Below are 17,463 nucleotides of genomic sequence, written 5' to 3' on the forward strand. Positions count from 1 at the left end.
TCACGGCTTTCTCGGAGGGAGCCGTTCGCTGAGGACAGGAAATTTGGCCTGTCCCACGCCAAAATTCCCGCTGGCAGGATCAGCCGCGACCACTCGCAATGTAATGCCGTCCGGCGCATCTTTGAGAACCGGCACAAAAAACGGTGCTTCAAAGCTGGCTTGTTCCCCGCTATAAAACATCTGAAGCCGTTCAATCACCCGATCCCCGATCAACACTTCCCCATAGATATGAGCCTTGCGCGAATCCCAATCCCCATGCGGCCGCACAAGCGCGCCGGAGAGTGTCCGCACAGAGGCTCTGAGAAGAACGTCGTCCTTCGCGATCAAGGATTCGCCTGGTTTGGGATGTTCGATTTGAATGATATAGCCGTACAGATGCAGCACGATCCCGTCGTGCGTCAGGTCATGGCCGGGAATCAGCCAAACGGTTTTCGAAACCCGTTGCGCAGATGCTGGATAGGCCAACGGTCCCTCGGCAGTTACTTCAACCAGGGTCGGGCGGGTGAATTCGAGTGTTGCCGTGAAAGCGGCAGCTGGTCCGGAACTGTAGCGGGGTTCACCCATCACATGCGGTGTCCGCATGATTTGGTTTTGGTCGCCGGCCTCGCCCTGCTGGAGGCCAGTCGCGAGAATTTCCTTTGTGGCGACATCAGTGATCGTGACTCGTGCCCCTCCCACGTCTTTTCCCAAGACCATCGAGCCATGAGCCACGACACGCACGAGGATAATCGTCGGTTTCGGATCATTGAGATGCAGATCGGGAGGTGGCTCGCCTTCTGCGGGGATTGCAAGACAAGGAAGAGGGGTGAGAATCAGAGCGGCTAGAAGGAGAAAAAGAAAAGCTCCTCGATTCATTTGACTTTGGTGCCTGGGTCGACCTCTTCGAGAATCGTGATCAGTCCTCGTACGTCACTATCTCCTGCGGCCAGGACCATTCCCTGCGATTCAATGCCCATGAGCTTTGCCGGCTTGAGGTTCGCGACGATCACGATCGTTTTCCCGACCAAGGCTTCGGGCTCGTATTTCTTCCCGATACCGGCCACGATCTGCCGCTGTTCATTCCCGATGGAGACTTGAAGCTTGAGTAGCTTCTCCGACTTAGGAACTCGCTCGGCCGTCAGGACCTTGGCGGTCTTGAGCTGAACTTTCTGGAAGTCGTCGATGGTGATCTGTGCTGGAGCAGGGGCTTGAGGCGCGGGGCTAGAGGCGCTAGGCGACAGGGGTTGAGACTGGGGTGAAGAGGTTACATCGCTCACGGTCTTAGCTCCTTGTGGTTTTTTTGTTCCAGCATCTGCGAGGCCTTTCTCTTTCACTTTAGCCGACTCCTTCAGCCCAATCGGAATAGTCTCTGTCCCAATTGCAATTCGAGGAATCAGAGGCTTTCCTTTAGCGATTCGAACGCCCGGGAGTAGCTTATCGTATTCTAGCTTCCTATCGTTAATTCGTGGGTTCAACCCCAGTTGCCGTGCCATTTCAACTGCTGTAGTAGGCATGAATGGATACAATACCGGGATGATGAATACCAATGCTTTTGCCACACGATGTAGAATGCTGTGGAGCCGGTCTCTGTCCTCTGCTCTCTTGGCTAGAGTCCAAGTCGCTGTCTTGTCTATGTACTGATCACATAGCTGGATCAATTCCCACATGCTTTCAAGGGCCCGATTGAAACGCAGGTCCCTTATGTGTGACATCGCCAACCCAGTCAATTCACCTATGCCATGTTCCAACTGATTGGCCAACTCATCTTTGGGCGCACTGCCTGGAGGAATCATGCCTTGAGTGAACCGTTCGATCATGGTGAGTGTTCGGCTGAGTAGATTTCCGAGGCCATCGGCCAATTCACTGTTGATGCGACCAATCAACGCCTCTCGTGAGAAGTCGCCATCCTGACCAAACGGGACTTCGCGAAGAAGAAAGTATCGAAACGCGTCCGAGCCGAACTCGTCGATAATCTTGTTCGGATCCACAACATTCCCTCGGCTCTTTGACATCTTTTCACCGTTCACCGTCCACCAGCCATGAGCAAAAATAGTTGTCGGGAGTTCGAGGCCCAAGGCCATCAGCATCGTGGACCAGTAAACGGCGTGAGTTGTGAGAATGTCCTTGCCAACGAGATGGATAACCTTGTGCTCCGCATTACCAGTGGTCGGCCAGAATGTTGCGTCTCTTGGATTTAGATATTCCAAAGCAGAAATGTAGTTGACCAGGGCGTCGAACCAGACATAGGTCACATAGTTGGGATCAAACGGTAGTTTAATCCCCCACGATAGCCGAGATACCGGCCGTGAAATAGACAGATTTTCCAACCGATGCTTTTCGAGAAAACTTAGAACTTCATTGAATCGGGACGACGGACGAATGAAGCTTGTGGGGGTATCGGCTAGACCTGGGTGGGCCTTCATATGATCGAGGAGCCTCTTTTGATAGTCGCTCATCCGAAAAAAATAGTTGCGCTCGCTCAGTTGTTCGACCGGGCGCTTGCATTCAGGACAGAGTCCATCTGTCACATCCTTGTTAGTCCAAAATCTCTCATCAAATGTGCAGTACCAGCCTGTATACCATTCCGGATAAATTAGCCGGTTGCCATTTTCATCTCTTGTGTCATGAAGCCGTTGAAGACAGCGCTGAACGATCTCTTTGTGTTTGGCATCTGTCGTTCTGATGAACGCATTGTTCGAGATGTTCAAGCGCTTCCACAGCTCCTGAAATCGCGGCACCATAACGTCGCAATACTTTTGCGGGTCAATACCGGCCCTGGCAGCAGCTTGTTGCACTTTTTGTCCGTGTTCATCGACTCCTGTTAAAAAGAAGACATCGTAAGGCAACAATTGGCTGTAGTATCGCGCGAGCACGTCGGCTGCCACCGTCGTATAGGCGTGGCCGATGTGCGGCACGTCGTTTACGTAATAGATCGGCGTGGTGATGTAGAAGGTGTTCGGCGCGCTCATAGTCGAGTGAAAAGATAACAGGTTGGTGCCGACGAAAGCTAGGCTGGGAGCGACGCGGACTGCGGCATCACTGCGTCTCGTAAGCGGAGAAGAATCGTCTCCAATGCCATATGCAAATTGAGGTGGCGGGTCGCATTCTGCTCCGTTGTCTCGATGTCTTTCAGGAGATCCAGCAGCACATCCGTTTGGGCCTGACGGGCGTAGCTCTCCAATGCCACTAACTGGTCGACAAAAAATATCTGGTCACGCTCGCCTGCGACTTGAATGAGCACGAGGTCTCGTATCCATCGGGCGAGCCATCCGAGCACATCCTGGGCTCGGTCGGCTTTCGCGATGGCTTCAGCAGACGACAAGATGACTGTAATCGATTGGAGTGATCGCGGTTGCACCAGTTCCAGGAATTCTGTCTGTCGTGCTCGCAGGTCCTTTGTGTCGCTCGTCAGCGCTTCTCCGATGCGACCCTCGGACACCATCGCCAAGAATCTGGCCTCGGCCGGAGGGATTTGACGTTGGAGGATCAAGGCTGCTTCGACCTGTGTTCTCCCTGGTGTGGTGAAGCGAAGGGCCTGACAGCGGGAGCGGATCGTGGCCGGCAATGCCGCCGGACGGCTCGAAATCAACAGAAACAGGCTGTGATCCGGAGGCTCCTCGAGGGTTTTGAGGAGTGCGTTGGCCGCACCGATCGTCATACGGTCCGCGTCGTCGATCAGGCAAATCTTCTGCGAGCCAATGAGGGGATGATACACGATCTGTTGTTCGATCTCGCGAACTTGTTCGATCTTGATCTGCGGGGTGGTTTGTTCAGGGTCAGGCTCGATCATGAAAAAGTCCGGATGTGTGTGGGCGTTGATCTGCTGACAAGAGCGGCAGGACCCGCAGGTGTCCAATTCACTTCTGTCGGAGATCGACTCGCAGTTGAGAGCCTGCGCAAATCGTAACGCCGTGAGTCGTTTTCCGATGGAGGACTCACCGTGGAAAAGATAGGCGTGAGCGAGGCGTCCATGAGCGACGGCTGCCTTGAGAGCGGCAATCGGATGTTCATGGCCGATGACGTCGCGAAATGGCATCTAGGACTTTCGTTTTCGTACGAGACGATACCTTGAGAGTTGATTGAACACAAGGGCCAGTGTGGTGCTGGTGATGTCCTCAGGCCGTCGCGTGGCATTAATCACTGTGATTCGGCGTGGGGCTTGGCGTGCGAGGGCGAGAAAGCCGCGCCGGACCTTCCGATGAAATCGTTGGGACTCCCGATCGAGACGATTCTGTTTTCCTCGTGCCTTTCGCCGCCGGGCGAGGCCAACGGACACGGGCAGATCGAACAAGAGTGTGAGGTCGGGTGAAATCCCGCCGCTCGCCACGTCGTTCGCTGTTCGTAGCCACTGCATGTTCACATCTCGTCCATACCCCTGATAGGCAAAAGTGGAATCGGAGAACCGATCGCAGATGACGACCTGTCCCCGCTGTAATGCCGGCATGATGATGTGCGCGACATGCTGACTACGTGCTGCGAGGATCAGCAAGGCTTCGGTTTCAGCAGTGACCGATTCGTGCGATGACGCCGACAGGAGGACACGCCGGATTGCTTCTGCAAGAGGGGTCCCTCCTGGCTCTCTCGTATGGACGACCGAGTAGCTGGCCCGTTTAAGTGCTGCAGTGAGGCGAACAGCCTGGGTACTTTTACCGCTTCCTTCCGGTCCTTCCAGGGTGATGAAAAATCCCTTGTCACGGTGCCTTCTCGTTCTCACGGGGCCTCACGATTTGTCGGTAGGCAAAGCGGGCGGGATGGTAGTCCAAGTTATTGAAAATAGCAACAAAAGGCTTGCGACGCCCTCGTAAATCTTTGTATGATGAGCCTTCACAGATCCTGCCGGATTTTTATGTTAAAAGCCTCACTAAAACGCTACTTTCTGACAGGTCTCCTGGTCATCACTCCGATCTGGGGAACCATCCTGATTTTGAAAACGTTGTTTGTGACGGTGGATGGGATCTTAGGAGACCTTCTCGCCGGCATGATGCCAGAGTGGTATGTGCCGGGACTTGGGATTGTGGCGTTGGTCCTGTTGATCTTCCTGACGGGTCTCCTCGCCGCTAATTTTATGGGGCGGCAGATCGTCAAGTGGTGGGAAGATCTGTTGAATCGCGTCCCTCTCGTGCGCGGGATCTACTCAACGTTGAAATCCATGATGGACATTCTGTCGTTCTCAGAGCGGGGATCGTACAATCGTGTCGTGCTGATCCAATTTCCGAAAAACGGCCATTACTGCTTTGCCTTCGTCACCGGTGTGACGAAAACCGACATGCAGGACCTGGCCCAGGAACCGCTCATCCATGTGTATGTGCCAACGTCGCCAAACCCTACGTCAGGCTATTTTCTGCTCGTCCCGGAGCGAGAAGTGACCTCGGTCGATATCAGCGTAGAGGAAGCGATGAAATTGATTGTGTCCGGGGGGCTGTATTCACCGACGCCGTCGGCGATGTCGATGCTGAACACAGAATCCAAGTGGGGCGCCGTCAAGCAGCCTGAAACGGGAGTGCCGATCGGATGAAGAACCAGCGCACGGCGAAGACAAACTCCTCTGATTCTCAGATTTTCTCTGAGCCCCTTGCCCCCGTTGCGGGTCTCGGCGTCATTGTGATGGCAGCGGGTCTTGGCACACGCATGCGTTCAAAACAGGCGAAGGTCCTGCATCAGGTGGCCGGGCAGCCGATGGTGCTCTATTCAGTCAAGCTCGGTTTGCAGGTAGCAGGCGATCGCATGGCTGTCGTGGTTGGGCATCAGAATGATCAAGTGCGACAGCTTATCGAAACTGCGATAAGCGATCAGCAGCTGCGTTCGCGGGTGTGGATCGTTGAGCAGCGGGAACAGCTCGGGACAGGCCACGCGGTGTTGCAAAGCCGGCCTGTGTTCGCGGTCGGCACAAAGGTGGCCCCCTCCTGGTATCTCATCCTGAACGGCGATACGCCGTTGCTTCGCGAAACGACAGTTCGTGAACTCCTTCGCGTGCATGAAGCAGAGCGGGCAGCTGTTACGATCCTTACGACCGTTCTGAAAGATGCCAACGGGTATGGGCGTGTGGTTCGCGCGCGATCGGCGGGGAGAGACATCTCCCGCATCGTAGAAGATCGTGATGCCACGACAGAGGAGCAGGCGATTCGGGAGGTCAATGTCGGAACCTACGTGGTTGACGGCGCGTTCCTGTTTGATGCGCTGGAAAAGCTCGATCCGAGCAATGCCCAAGGTGAGTACTATCTCACTGATCTGGTTCACATCGCGGTCGCGCAGGGGCGGTCTGTGGCGGCTGTCTCGCTGGATAGTCCTGAAGAAGGCCTCGGTGTGAACACGCGTCAACAGCTTGCAGAAGCCGAGCGAATCATTCGCCAACAGATTCGCGAACGATGGCTGGATGCCGGCGTGACAATGATGGATCCTCCATCGACTTGGATCGATGCAGGCGTGACGATCGGAAGAGACACGATTCTCCATCCCAATGTGACGCTTGAACGGGCGACAGCAATTGGGGAGGACTGTGTCATTCGTTCGCACACTCGTCTTTCGGACTGTACCGTGGGGAATCGAGTCGAGGTGCTCGATCATTGTGTGCTGCGGGACTCAGTGATTGAAGACGATGCGGTGTTGGGACCCTTTGTGCATCTGCGCCCTGGCGTCCTGGTTCGCAGGAAGGCAAAAGTCGGCAATTTTGTGGAGATGAAGAAAACCGACCTGGGTGAAGGGTCGAAGGCGAACCATCTCAGCTATCTGGGAGATGCCAAGATAGGGAAAAGAGTCAACATCGGTGCTGGCACGATCACCTGCAATTATGACGGGATTCGGAAGTCGCAGACGGTCATTGGCGATGACGTCTTTTTGGGAAGCGATACTCAGTTGATTGCGCCCGTGACGGTAGGAGCCGGTGCCGTGATTGCAGCAGGCACGACGGTGACCGAGGATGTGCCGGCCGACGCACTCGTCATCTCGCGGGTGCCTCAAGTGAACCGAGCTGGGTGGGCTGCGAAGCGGCGGGCGTTGGAAAGCGACGCGAATCATGAAACGTTAAACGTGAAACGTGGAATGACGTCCGTCCGCGTCACGCGTCACGCATCACGCGTGAAGAAGAAACAATTGCCAGCGTCAAAGAGGAAACAAGTCAAGAAAGGCAGCAGAACATAACTATGTGCGGAATCGTCGGATATGTAGGTGCTCAGGACGCGGTACCGATTCTCCTTGGCGGCCTGGCAAAACTCGAATACCGCGGCTATGACTCGGCAGGGGTCGCCATTCTGAAGGGCGAAACGATCGAAGTGCGCCGGAGTGTCGGGAAACTGATCAATCTCCAAAAGTCACTTGATGAGAAAGCCATTCACGGAACGGTCGGCATCGGCCACACAAGATGGGCCACCCATGGGAAACCATCGGAACAGAACGCCCATCCGCATCGCTCCAAAGGCTGCGTGCTTGTGCACAATGGGATTATCGAAAATTACCAACCGTTGAAACAGCAGCTGGAGCGGGATGGCTATAACTTTGAATCAGAGACTGACACAGAGGTTGTGGCCCATCTGATCGATAAATACCTGCACAAGGGGCACAGGTTGGCCGATGCGGTACGAGCGGCGACGAAGGACGTGCGTGGGAGTTACGCGATCGCCGTGATCTCAGAGAAAGAACCGGGAACTCTCGTCGCAGCTCGTTCCGGCTGTCCGCTCGTCGTGGGGCGGAGCAGGGAGGCCTCGTTTGTGGCCTCCGATGTCATGGCCATGCTCACCCACACGCGCGACGTAACCTATCTGGAAGAAGGCGATATTGCCGTCGTGACGTCCACGGCTATACAGCTGACGGACGCAGATGGCCACACAGTCTCACGCAAGCCGACCCATATTACGTGGGATGCCTCAGCGGCGGAAAAAAGCGGGTTTCCGCATTTTATGCTCAAGGAAATTCACGAGCAGCCACAGACGATTCTCGATACTATGCGCGGGCGGTATTCATACGAGGCTGGCGAAGCAGACTTACCGGATATTGGTCTCACTCCAAAACAGTTCGCTCAGATCGGCCGGATTTGGATCGTGGCCTGCGGCACCTCCTGGCATGCCGGAAAGGTGGGTCGGTACCTCTTGGAGGAGATGGTCCGTGCGCCGGTCCAAGTCGATATCGCCAGCGAGTTTCGCTATCGCGATCCCTTAGTGGAGAAGGGCGACCTCTTTATCACCATCTCACAGTCCGGCGAAACCGCGGATACATTGGCTGCGGCGCGTGAAGCCAAACGAAAAGGCGCGCACGTCCTGTCGATCGTCAATGTGGTCGGAAGCACATTGGCTCGCGAGTCCGATGGCGTGCTGTACACGCATTGTGGGCCGGAAATTGGGGTAGCTTCGACGAAGGCGTTCACTGCGCAACTGACCGCCTTGTACTTGCTCGCCCTGCATCTGGCGCGTGTCCGCAATGCGATATCGGTGGCTGATGGAAAGGCGTGGCTCGATCGATTGGTCAGATTACCTGTGTTGGTGGAGCATGTGCTGAAGCGCGAAGCGGAGGTCGTGGCGATTGCCAAGCGCTACCATAAGAAGCGGAACTTTCTCTATCTCGGTCGCGGCATCAATTATCCGGTCGCTCTCGAAGGTGCCCTCAAGCTCAAAGAAATCTCATACATCCATGCCGAAGGGTATGCGGCTGGTGAGATGAAACATGGTCCGATCGCGCTTATCGACAAAGACATGCCGGTCGTGGTGTTGGCTCCGAAGGATCGCTTGTACGAGAAGACCGTCAGTAACCTGATGGAAGTGAAGGCTCGACATGCGCCAGTCATCGCGCTGGTGGCCGAAGGGGAACGTGAGTTAGGGAAAACGGCCGACGCCGTCTTTACGATTCCTGACACACATCCGTTGATCTCGCCGATTCTGTTTACGATTCCGTTGCAGTTGCTCGCGTATCACATCGCCGTGTTGCGTGGGGCGGATGTGGATCAGCCCCGGAATCTTGCAAAGAGTGTGACGGTTGAATGAAGAGCAGGGAAGCCATCAGCTGTCAGCTTTCAGTTTGATGAGCGACTAGTTCTGAAACTGAGAGCTGAAAGCTGATCGCCGAAAGCTAACCATGGAAATTACCAAGCAGGAAGTCGAGAATGTCGGGAAGCTGGCTCGGTTGGAGTTGACCGAAGTCGAGAAGACTGCGTTTGCGAAACAGCTAAGTCAGATTCTCACATACGTGGAGACGCTGAAACAGTATGACACGACCGGGGTGGAACCTACGGCGACGGTGCTGGGTCAGGTCAACGTCTCTCGCCCAGATGAGGTTCGACCTTCTCTCTCGGTCGAAAAGGCGGTGGCGAACGCTCCTGAAACGTCAGAGGGATTCTTCATCGTCCCGAAGATTATTGAAGAACGATAGCGGACTGATACGAGGTAGCGATGTTTAGGCAGATGTTACGGTCGAAAATCCATCGTGCTACGGTGACCGAGGCCTGTCTCGACTATGAAGGCAGCCTCACGATCGACGAGGGCCTGATGGAAGCGGCGGGCATCCTTCCCTACGAGGCGATTGTCTGTTCGAACCTGAATAACGGAGAGCGGTTCATGACCTACGCGATGGCCGGCAAGCGGGGTAGCGGTGAAATCGTCCTCAACGGGCCGACTGCGCGCAAGGGAGCGGTCGGAGACCAGATCATCATTTTTTGTTACGAGTACTATGGAGAGGAAGAAATTAAACGGCACGCGCCAAAGATCATCCAAGTCAACGATAAAAACCGAATCATCTCGTAGAAAACGAAACGCTGATGTCGATTCATAAGCTCACCCTTTCCGAGCTCCAGAAGAAATTTATAGCCGGCGAAATTACGACCAGCGAGATCGTGCGTGCCTATTTTCTTCGCATCGGTCAAACTGAGCACAAGGTAAAGGCCTATGTGTCCCAGACCAAGGAAACTGCGGTGATACAGGCGCGTGCGCTGGACGAGGCGCTGAAGGGATGGCGCAAGACGTTACCCATGATGGGAATGCCTCTGGCGATCAAGGACAATATCTGCACCGAAGGGGTGCCTACGACCTGTGCCTCTCGCATGCTCGGCAACTTTGTCCCTCCCTACGATGCGACGGTGATCAAAAAGCTGCATGATCAGGGTTATATCCTGCTCGGCAAGACAAATCTCGACGAATTTGCGATGGGCTCATCCACCGAGAACTCGGCGTTTGGTTCCAGCCGGAATCCGTGGAATCTTCACTATGTGCCGGGAGGATCAAGTGGCGGGTCAGCGGCTGCCGTCGCGGCCGATGAATGCGCTGCCGCCTTGGGTTCTGATACCGGCGGGTCAATTCGTCAGCCAGCCGCGTTTTGCGGAGTCGTCGGACTCAAACCGACGTACGGGCGGGTGTCTCGTTACGGTTTAGTGGCCTTCGCCTCGTCGCTTGATCAGATCGGTCCCATCACGAAGGATGTCACAGACGCCGCGCTGTTGTTGGGGGTGATTGCGGGCCATGATCCGCTCGACTCAACCTCAGCAGATGTTCCCGTGCCGGACTATCTCAAAGCGCTCAAAAAAAATGATCTGAGAAAACTCAAGGTTGGCGTGCCGGTCGAATTCTTTACGGAAGGGCTCGACCCGGAAGTTGAGCAATCCGTCCGTGCTGCGATCGAGGAACTAAAGAATCTTGGTGGCGAGGTTGTAGAGATCCGCTTACCGAGAACCGACGCGGCCGTTGCGACCTACTATGTGATTGCGACCGCAGAGGCCAGTTCCAACCTCGCGCGATTTGAGGGTGTGAGGTTCGGCCTGCGTGCCAAAGAGACCAAGGATCTGCTCGACCTCTACATGAAAACCAGGCAGGAAGGCTTTGGGCCTGAGGTGAAACGCCGAATCATGCTGGGCACCTATGCGCTCAGCGCCGGCTATTATGACGCCTATTACGGTAAAGCGCAGGCTGTCCGCACGTTGATCAGGCAGGATTTTGACGCCGCCTTCAAGGAAGTGGACGTGATCGCCACGCCTGTCACTCCCACACCAGCGTTCAAGCTGGGAGAAAAAATCGAAGATCCGTTGCAGATGTACTTGTCCGACATCTACACAATCTCAGTCAACCTTGCCGGATTGCCGGCGATCTCGGTGCCCTGCGGATTCAGCCAAGCGGGGTTACCGATTGGCCTGCAGCTGATCGGACGCGCTTTCGAAGAAGACACGATCCTTCGCGCAGCGCATGCCTATGAGCAGAGCACGCAGTGGCATTTGAAGAAACCGGTGGTACGATAGGGCACCAAGGGTGAGAAGGAAACGATAGCTGGAGGAGTCTCATGACAATGGTTGAAATGGCAGCTGGTCTCGTAGCAGTTGGTTTCGCGGTACTCGTGGGCTATCTTGTGCCGGTGCTGGTTCAGATGCGCAAGACGGTTGTGGAGTCACAACAGTTGCTCGCCAAGATGAGCACGGATCTCCCACCGCTTATCACAGAGTTGCGTGCGATGAGCCAGAATGTGAACGATATGGCGGAGCAGGCACGGAGTGGCGTGGAACATGCCGCGGTATTGCTTCACGCAATGGGAGAAGTGGGAGAATCCGTCCAGCAGGTCCATAACGTCGTACGAGGGTCGGGAGGCACAATGTTAATGAATGTGGCAAGCGTGGTGGCCGGATTCAAAGCGGCAACCAGAGTCATGAAGGATCGATTGGGGAAGGAAGGAGGGTCTCACAATGGCGGATGATCGTGGGTCTTCGGCGGCAGGAGTCCTGTTGGCCTTCATCAGCGGTACTGCTCTCGGTGCGATTGCGGCTCTGTTGCTGGCCCCGCAGTCTGGACGGGAGTCGCGCGAACAGCTGCGTGGCTATGCGCGCCGTGCCGAAGATAACCTGCGCGAGTTGGCAGGTCGTGCCGGCGAGGTGATTGAAGAAGCTGTCGGCGAAGGACGTGAATACGTCGAGTCCAAGAAGTCCGTGCTGCGGGAAGCGTTCGAAGCGGGTCGTGAGGCGATGCGCCGGGAACGTGATCGCATGTCGGGCGATCAAGGCTAAGCATGATCTATGAGGTGGTGATCGGCGTCGAGGTCCATGCACAGCTGCGGACCAAGTCCAAGATGTTCTGCGGCTGCGGCACGATGTTCGGTCTCACGGCGAATAGTCAGACTTGCCCTGTATGTCTCGGTCTGCCAGGAACCCTGCCGGTTATCAATCAGGCGGCGGTCGAAATGGCGGTCCGTACAGGGCTGGCCCTCAACTGTGCGATCGGCGCTCATAATCGCTTTGCCCGAAAAAACTACTTCTATCCGGACTTGCCCAAGGGGTATCAGATCTCTCAGTACGAAGCACCGATTTGTGAGCACGGCTGGATCGAGTTCATAACTGGCGACAGTAAGAAAAGAATTCGCATCCGCCGGGCGCATCTTGAGGAGGACGCCGGGAAGAGCGTGCACCAGACAGGTACAAACAGCAGCCGTGTGGATTTAAATCGCGCAGGCACACCCTTGCTCGAAATTGTGACTGAGCCGGACATGCGGTCGGCCGATGAAGTGGTGGCGTATTTGAAAAGCCTTCGCGAGACCCTCATATATCAGGATGTGTGCGATGGCGACATGGAAAAGGGTAATTTCCGCTGTGAGCCGAACCTGTCTCTTCGGCCGCTTGGTCAAAAAGAATTTGGCACGAAAGTGGAATTGAAAAACATCAACTCCTTCAAATTCGTGAAGGATGCAATCGAATACGAAATCAAACGCCAGACAAAGGTTCTAAACGAGGGCGGCAAGATTCAACAAGAGACACGCCTCTGGAACATCGATCGAGAGGAAACAGCGGTGATGCGTTCAAAGGAAGAAGCACACGATTATCGCTATTTTCCTGATCCTGACTTGGTGCCGCTGAAGATTTCTGATGGATGGATCGAGGAACTGAGCAAGACTGTTTCAGAGCTACCAGCCGCCAAGCACAAACGCCTGAAAGACCGGTACGGCCTTTCCGACTATCTCGCCAGTGTACTGACGGCTGACAAGGATACTGCTGAATATTTTGAGGCTGCAACCGCAAGTGCTGTAAAGGAGGGAGGGTTTTCCGATACTGAGATCGGTGCTGAGACTGCGAACTGGATCATAGGAGACCTGCGGGGGCTGCAGAACAAGGTCGGCAAAACAACCACGGAGATCCAAGTTACTCACGAAGCATTGGCCCAATTGGTCGTAATGACACATTCCGGGACGATCAATGGGGCTACTGCTAAGAAGGTATTGGAAGAGATGGTTAATTCCGGAAAAACCGCCGCCGAGATTATCGAAGCAAGAGGCTTGAAGCAGGTTTCTGATGAGGGGGCCATTGAGAAAATCATTGAAGAAGTATTGGCAAAGAATCCTGCGCAGGTAGCGCAGTTCAAAGAAGGGAAACAGCAAGTGCTTGGCTTTCTGGTCGGGCAGGTGATGAAGGCCAGCGGAGGGAAAGCAAATCCGGCCAAGGTGAATGAGTTCCTCAAGAAGAAATTGGGAGCTTAATTGAAAGAGGGGCAAACAGCATGAGCGCAATTCGAGAGATCAAGGGGAGGCAGATTCTGGATTCGAGAGGGAATCCGACAGTTGAGGTGGAGGTAACCCTCGAAAGTGGTGCCTTAGGACGAGCGGCAGTGCCGTCTGGGGCCTCGACAGGCGAGAAGGAAGCGATTGAACTGCGCGATGGCGACAAGAAGCGTTGGATGGGCAAGGGGGTATCGAAGGCCGTCACGAACATCGGCAAGATCATCGCACCGGAACTCCTGGGGAAAGAAGCTTTCGATCAAGCTGGTATCGATCAGGCGATGATCCGGCTGGATGGGACCAAGACGAAAGGGAAGCTCGGAGCGAACGCGATTCTTGGCGTGTCGCTTGCCGTGGCCAAGGCAGCTGCAGCTGAGACAGGTCAGCCACTCTATCGTTATCTAGGCGGAACGAACGCAAGGGTGTTGCCTGTGCCGCTGATGAATATCATCAATGGGGGCGCTCACGCGGACAATCGGCTCGATCTACAAGAGTTTATGATCATGCCGATTGGCGCCACGCAGTTCAGCGAAGCTTTACGGATGGCAACCGAAGTGTTCCATGTCCTGAAGGGTCTGCTGAAAAAGAAAGGTCTGAACACGGCGGTCGGTGATGAAGGTGGATTTGCGCCGGATCTCCAATCTAATGAAGAGGCCTTGAGCCTCATCACGCAGGCGATCGAAGAAGCAGGGTATAAGCCCGGCCAGGACATCGCGCTGGCTCTTGATTGCGCGGCCAGTGAGCTATACGACAAGGGTCGCTACATGCTCGAGGCCGAGAAGAACCCGGAACGTTCGTCGGAAGAGATGATCAGCTATTATGGTAAATTGCTGGATCGGTATCCGATTCTGTCGATCGAAGACGGCTTAAGCGAGTTGGATTGGAAGGGTTGGAAGATGCTCACGGAGAAATTGGGGAAGCGAGTCCAGCTGGTGGGAGACGACATCTTCGTTACGAACGTAGAAATCTTTGCCAAGGGAATTAAAGAAGGAATTGGAAATTCGATTCTGATCAAGCTCAATCAGATTGGTACATTGACCGAGACGCTCGATGCCATCGAGCTGGCGAAGCGGTCCGGCTACACGGCGATCATTTCGCATCGGTCCGGTGAAACCGAAGATACGACGATCGCCGACGTCGCGGTCGCGACCAATAGTGGCTTGATTAAGACAGGATCGCTTTCAAGAACAGATCGGGTAGCCAAGTACAATCAGTTGCTTCGGATCGAAGAAGAACTGGGATCGATGGCTCTCTTCCGTGGACTGGAGGCCGTCCCGGGGCGTTCCTGATGATGAGTGCGTGACGCATGATCATTAAGCAAAATCGTGGCCGCCAGTGGTTGGACTGGCAACGGCGCCTGGTGACGGTCGCTCACTATGTTGGGCTTGGCGCCTGTGCGCTCCTGTTAGCCGCCTTGTTTTTCGGTGAAATGGGGCTCCCTCGGTACCTCGCCATGCGGAATCATGCACAGCAGCTGGAACTGGATATTATGGAGTTACAACGGACCAACAGGGCTCTCCGCGCCGAGATCGACCGTCTCGAACGAGACCCGGTGAAGATTGAACAGCTTGCGAGAGAGCGTTTGGGACTGGTGCGGAAAGGCGAAACGGTCTATCAATTGGTTCCGGATTCACCACAGGAGCGGGCGCGCCCGTAGAAACATGAAATTCGGCACTGTTGCGATCATCGGGCGCTCGAATGTCGGCAAGTCGACGTTGCTCAACCGGCTGCTGCAGGAAAAGATTGCGATCGTCTCGGACAAGCCACAAACAACGAGGACGAGAATCTTAGGAGTAGTGCATGCTCCTGGCGCGCAGATTGCCCTGCTGGATACTCCCGGACTTCACAAGCCGCAGCATTTGTTGAATCGCCGGATGGTCAAGACGGCCGTCGAGACGCTCGAAGAGGCCGACGTGCTGTATGTATTGATGGAGGCGACAAGTCTGCCAGGGCCTGGCGACCTCCTTGTGATCGACCATCTAAAGGCCGCGCTGGCCAAGCGTCAACGGCCTGTGATTCTTGTCGTGAATAAGATCGATGCTGTCAATAAGTTGAAGCTCCTACCGGTGCTGGAGATGTATGCCAAACTTTTTGCCTGGACTGAAGTGATGCCGGTGTCTGCGGAGACGGGAGATAATGTCGAGCGGTTATTGGACGTGACGGTCACGCATCTCCCGGAAGGCGATGCGGCGTATGATGATGAGACGATTACGGATCAATCGATGCGGATGTTGGCAGCCGAGATGATTCGTGAGAAGATTCTCAAGCAAACGTACGAAGAAGTGCCTCATTCGGTCGCGGTTGAAATCGATCAGTTCATGGAGGAAGGGAAGTTGGTCAGGATCAACGCTTCAGTCTTCGTCGAGAAAGAATCCCATAAGGCGATCGTGATTGGACAGCAAGGAGAACGGCTGAAGACGGTGGGGACCGAGGCGCGACGGGATATGGAACGATTGCTCGGGAAGAAAGTGTTTCTGGAGATGTGGGTCAAGGTGCGAGAGGCATGGCGGGAAGACGAGCGGGCACTGATCGAACTGGGATATTAGCGAGCTGGTGATGCAACCGACGGAACGCATACCTGAGTCAAAACCGATCGAGCAGCGTCCTCGTCAAACGGAGAAGGACGCACTGCGCGAGGCCTTGCGTGACCAGGCAGAACGAGGCCAGACGAAGTCCGACATCGTCTTGCTCTCCGTACAACGGCTGCTGCGGCGCGGGGCCATTACAAATCTGGCCAAGATGCTGGGACGGATGCACCCCGCGGACATCGCCAAAGTCGTCGGTCACCTCTCCTCGCCAAAGGAAAAACGAGAGGTCTTTGAGCTGGTTCGCGGGGAGTCCAAACGCGGCCAGGTGCTCAGCGAGCTTGATGGCGACAGCATTATGCAGGTGCTGGCGGACCTGTTGCCTTCTGATGTCGCCTGGTTGTTGAAGGACCTCGGTCCCGACGACGTTGCCTATATTCTTGGCGTCCTTCCAGAAGATCGGGCGAAAGACATTCTCGCCTTGATGAAAACGGAGCACTCCACCGAAGTCGCCGATATTCTGAAGTATCCAAAAGACACGGCCGGCGGCATCATGACCACGGAGTTCTTCGCGCTTTCGGAGGATGCGACGGCCCAGGATGCCATCCGTCGTCTACAGCAGGCGACGGATGCGGAAATGGTTTTCTATATCTATGTCACTGATAAAGACGATCACTTGGTTGGTGTGCTGTCCCTCAGGCAACTGTTGACCGTTCCACCATCTACACCACTGAAAAACATCGCGACTCGCGATGTGATCAGCGTTACGGTGGATATGGACCAGGAAGAAGTCGCGCGCCAGGTGGCCAGTTACAACCTGTTGGCGATCCCCGTGGTGGATAAGGAAGGGACCCTCGTCGGTATCATCACAGTTGACGACGTTGTGGACGTCATCAGGGAAGAGGCGACGGAAGACATGCTCAAAATGGCTGGTGCGATCGAGGAGGAAGCGGTCTCGAAGTCCTCCAGTCTTTCCGCCGCCAAGGTTCGACTTCCCTGGCTGTTCACGAATTTGGTGGGCAGTCTGCTGTCGGGAGCCATCCTGTGGGAGTTCCGCTATACGATTCAAGAAGTCGTCGCCATCGTGAGTTTCATCCCGGTCATTGCCGCGATGGGCGGGAACGTCGGATTGCAATCGTCGACACTCATCATCCGCGGTCTGGCGACGGGTCTCGTCGAGTTGTCTGATGTCTGGACCGTGTTTTTCCGCGAGGTCAGAATCGGATTGCTGATGGGCGTGGCCTGCGGGATGATCCTCACCGCTGTCGGATGGATCTGGCATCAGGGGTTCCTGGGCGTGGTCGTCGGCATCTCATTGCTCACCGCATTTCTCGTATCGACGAGTATGGCCACGTTCATGCCGATTGTGTTGAAGCGGATGGGGATTGATCCGGCGGTGGCGGCCGGGCCTTTCGTTACGACGGCGAACGATATCACCGGTATTACCATCTACCTCACCCTCGCGACGGTGTTTATGGAATACCTCCGGTAATGCGTCGATCATCCATTGGTCATCAAC

At 55.2% G+C, this 17,463-nt stretch carries 17 protein-coding genes; 13 read left to right on the top strand and 4 right to left on the bottom strand.

Going from position 1 to position 17,463, the window contains the following annotated elements; genetic code table 11:
* From VEI50_04390 to tmk, 4 genes are read right to left on the bottom strand one after another with little or no spacing between them, the layout of a single operon-like run.
* Positions 1-855 carry a hypothetical protein gene (locus VEI50_04390; GenBank protein ID HXX74343.1) on the bottom strand — a complete coding sequence of 285 codons (855 nt, stop codon included), beginning with the start codon at positions 853-855 and terminating at the stop codon, positions 1-3.
* Positions 852-2,948, bottom strand: a complete 2,097-nt coding sequence (gene metG / locus VEI50_04395) for a methionine--tRNA ligase (GenBank protein HXX74344.1) — start codon at positions 2,946-2,948, stop codon at positions 852-854. Before metG ends, VEI50_04390 begins: the two co-directional genes overlap by 4 nt.
* Before the next feature lie 38 nt (positions 2,949-2,986).
* On the bottom strand, positions 2,987-4,015 hold the full coding sequence (holB, locus tag VEI50_04400; GenBank protein ID HXX74345.1) for a DNA polymerase III subunit delta': 1,029 nt from the start codon (positions 4,013-4,015) through the stop codon (positions 2,987-2,989).
* Positions 4,016-4,693, bottom strand: coding sequence for a dTMP kinase (gene tmk / locus VEI50_04405; GenBank protein ID HXX74346.1), 678 nt, complete (start codon positions 4,691-4,693; stop codon positions 4,016-4,018). It lies immediately after the preceding gene.
* A 132-nt stretch (positions 4,694-4,825) separates the two neighbouring features.
* Between tmk and VEI50_04410 the strand changes: the two genes are divergently transcribed.
* From VEI50_04410 to mgtE, 13 genes are all read left to right on the top strand, one after another.
* Positions 4,826-5,494 carry a DUF502 domain-containing protein gene (locus VEI50_04410; protein HXX74347.1) on the top strand — a complete coding sequence of 223 codons (669 nt, stop codon included), beginning with the start codon at positions 4,826-4,828 and terminating at the stop codon, positions 5,492-5,494.
* The gene (gene glmU, locus VEI50_04415; GenBank protein ID HXX74348.1) at positions 5,491-7,116 is read left to right on the top strand and encodes a bifunctional UDP-N-acetylglucosamine diphosphorylase/glucosamine-1-phosphate N-acetyltransferase GlmU; all 1,626 of its coding nucleotides are present in this window, start codon (positions 5,491-5,493) and stop codon (positions 7,114-7,116) included. Before VEI50_04410 ends, glmU begins: the two co-directional genes overlap by 4 nt.
* A gap of 2 nt (positions 7,117-7,118) precedes the next feature.
* Positions 7,119-8,948, top strand: coding sequence for a glutamine--fructose-6-phosphate transaminase (isomerizing) (glmS, locus tag VEI50_04420; GenBank protein HXX74349.1), 1,830 nt, complete (start codon positions 7,119-7,121; stop codon positions 8,946-8,948).
* A gap of 91 nt (positions 8,949-9,039) precedes the next feature.
* Positions 9,040-9,333, top strand: a complete 294-nt coding sequence (gene gatC, locus VEI50_04425; protein HXX74350.1) for an Asp-tRNA(Asn)/Glu-tRNA(Gln) amidotransferase subunit GatC — start codon at positions 9,040-9,042, stop codon at positions 9,331-9,333.
* Positions 9,334-9,353: 20 nt separating this feature from the next.
* Positions 9,354-9,704, top strand: a complete 351-nt coding sequence (gene panD / locus VEI50_04430; protein HXX74351.1) for an aspartate 1-decarboxylase — start codon at positions 9,354-9,356, stop codon at positions 9,702-9,704.
* A 14-nt stretch (positions 9,705-9,718) separates the two neighbouring features.
* Complete coding sequence (gatA, locus tag VEI50_04435) at positions 9,719-11,185, top strand: Asp-tRNA(Asn)/Glu-tRNA(Gln) amidotransferase subunit GatA (protein HXX74352.1); 1,467 nt, start codon at positions 9,719-9,721, stop codon at positions 11,183-11,185.
* A 41-nt stretch (positions 11,186-11,226) separates the two neighbouring features.
* Positions 11,227-11,634: a DUF948 domain-containing protein gene (locus tag VEI50_04440; GenBank protein ID HXX74353.1), complete on the top strand. Its 408-nt coding sequence runs from the start codon at positions 11,227-11,229 to the stop codon at positions 11,632-11,634.
* Complete coding sequence (locus tag VEI50_04445; GenBank protein ID HXX74354.1) at positions 11,624-11,941, top strand: YtxH domain-containing protein; 318 nt, start codon at positions 11,624-11,626, stop codon at positions 11,939-11,941. The genes VEI50_04440 and VEI50_04445 overlap by 11 nt, the downstream gene beginning before the upstream one ends.
* A 2-nt stretch (positions 11,942-11,943) precedes the next feature.
* Positions 11,944-13,401: an Asp-tRNA(Asn)/Glu-tRNA(Gln) amidotransferase subunit GatB gene (gene gatB / locus VEI50_04450; protein HXX74355.1), complete on the top strand. Its 1,458-nt coding sequence runs from the start codon at positions 11,944-11,946 to the stop codon at positions 13,399-13,401.
* A gap of 20 nt (positions 13,402-13,421) precedes the next feature.
* Positions 13,422-14,708 carry a phosphopyruvate hydratase gene (gene eno / locus VEI50_04455; protein HXX74356.1) on the top strand — a complete coding sequence of 429 codons (1,287 nt, stop codon included), beginning with the start codon at positions 13,422-13,424 and terminating at the stop codon, positions 14,706-14,708.
* Positions 14,709-14,725: 17 nt separating this feature from the next.
* Positions 14,726-15,076 carry a septum formation initiator family protein gene (locus VEI50_04460; protein ID HXX74357.1) on the top strand — a complete coding sequence of 117 codons (351 nt, stop codon included), beginning with the start codon at positions 14,726-14,728 and terminating at the stop codon, positions 15,074-15,076.
* A gap of 4 nt (positions 15,077-15,080) precedes the next feature.
* Positions 15,081-15,965, top strand: a complete 885-nt coding sequence (gene era / locus VEI50_04465) for a GTPase Era (GenBank protein HXX74358.1) — start codon at positions 15,081-15,083, stop codon at positions 15,963-15,965.
* Between the two features lie 10 nt (positions 15,966-15,975).
* Complete coding sequence (mgtE, locus tag VEI50_04470; GenBank protein ID HXX74359.1) at positions 15,976-17,436, top strand: magnesium transporter; 1,461 nt, start codon at positions 15,976-15,978, stop codon at positions 17,434-17,436.
* The last annotated feature ends 27 nt before the right edge of the window (positions 17,437-17,463 follow it).

Source organism: Nitrospiraceae bacterium, assembly GCA_035623075.1.
Classification (GTDB): Bacteria; Nitrospirota; Nitrospiria; order Nitrospirales; family Nitrospiraceae; genus DASPUC01.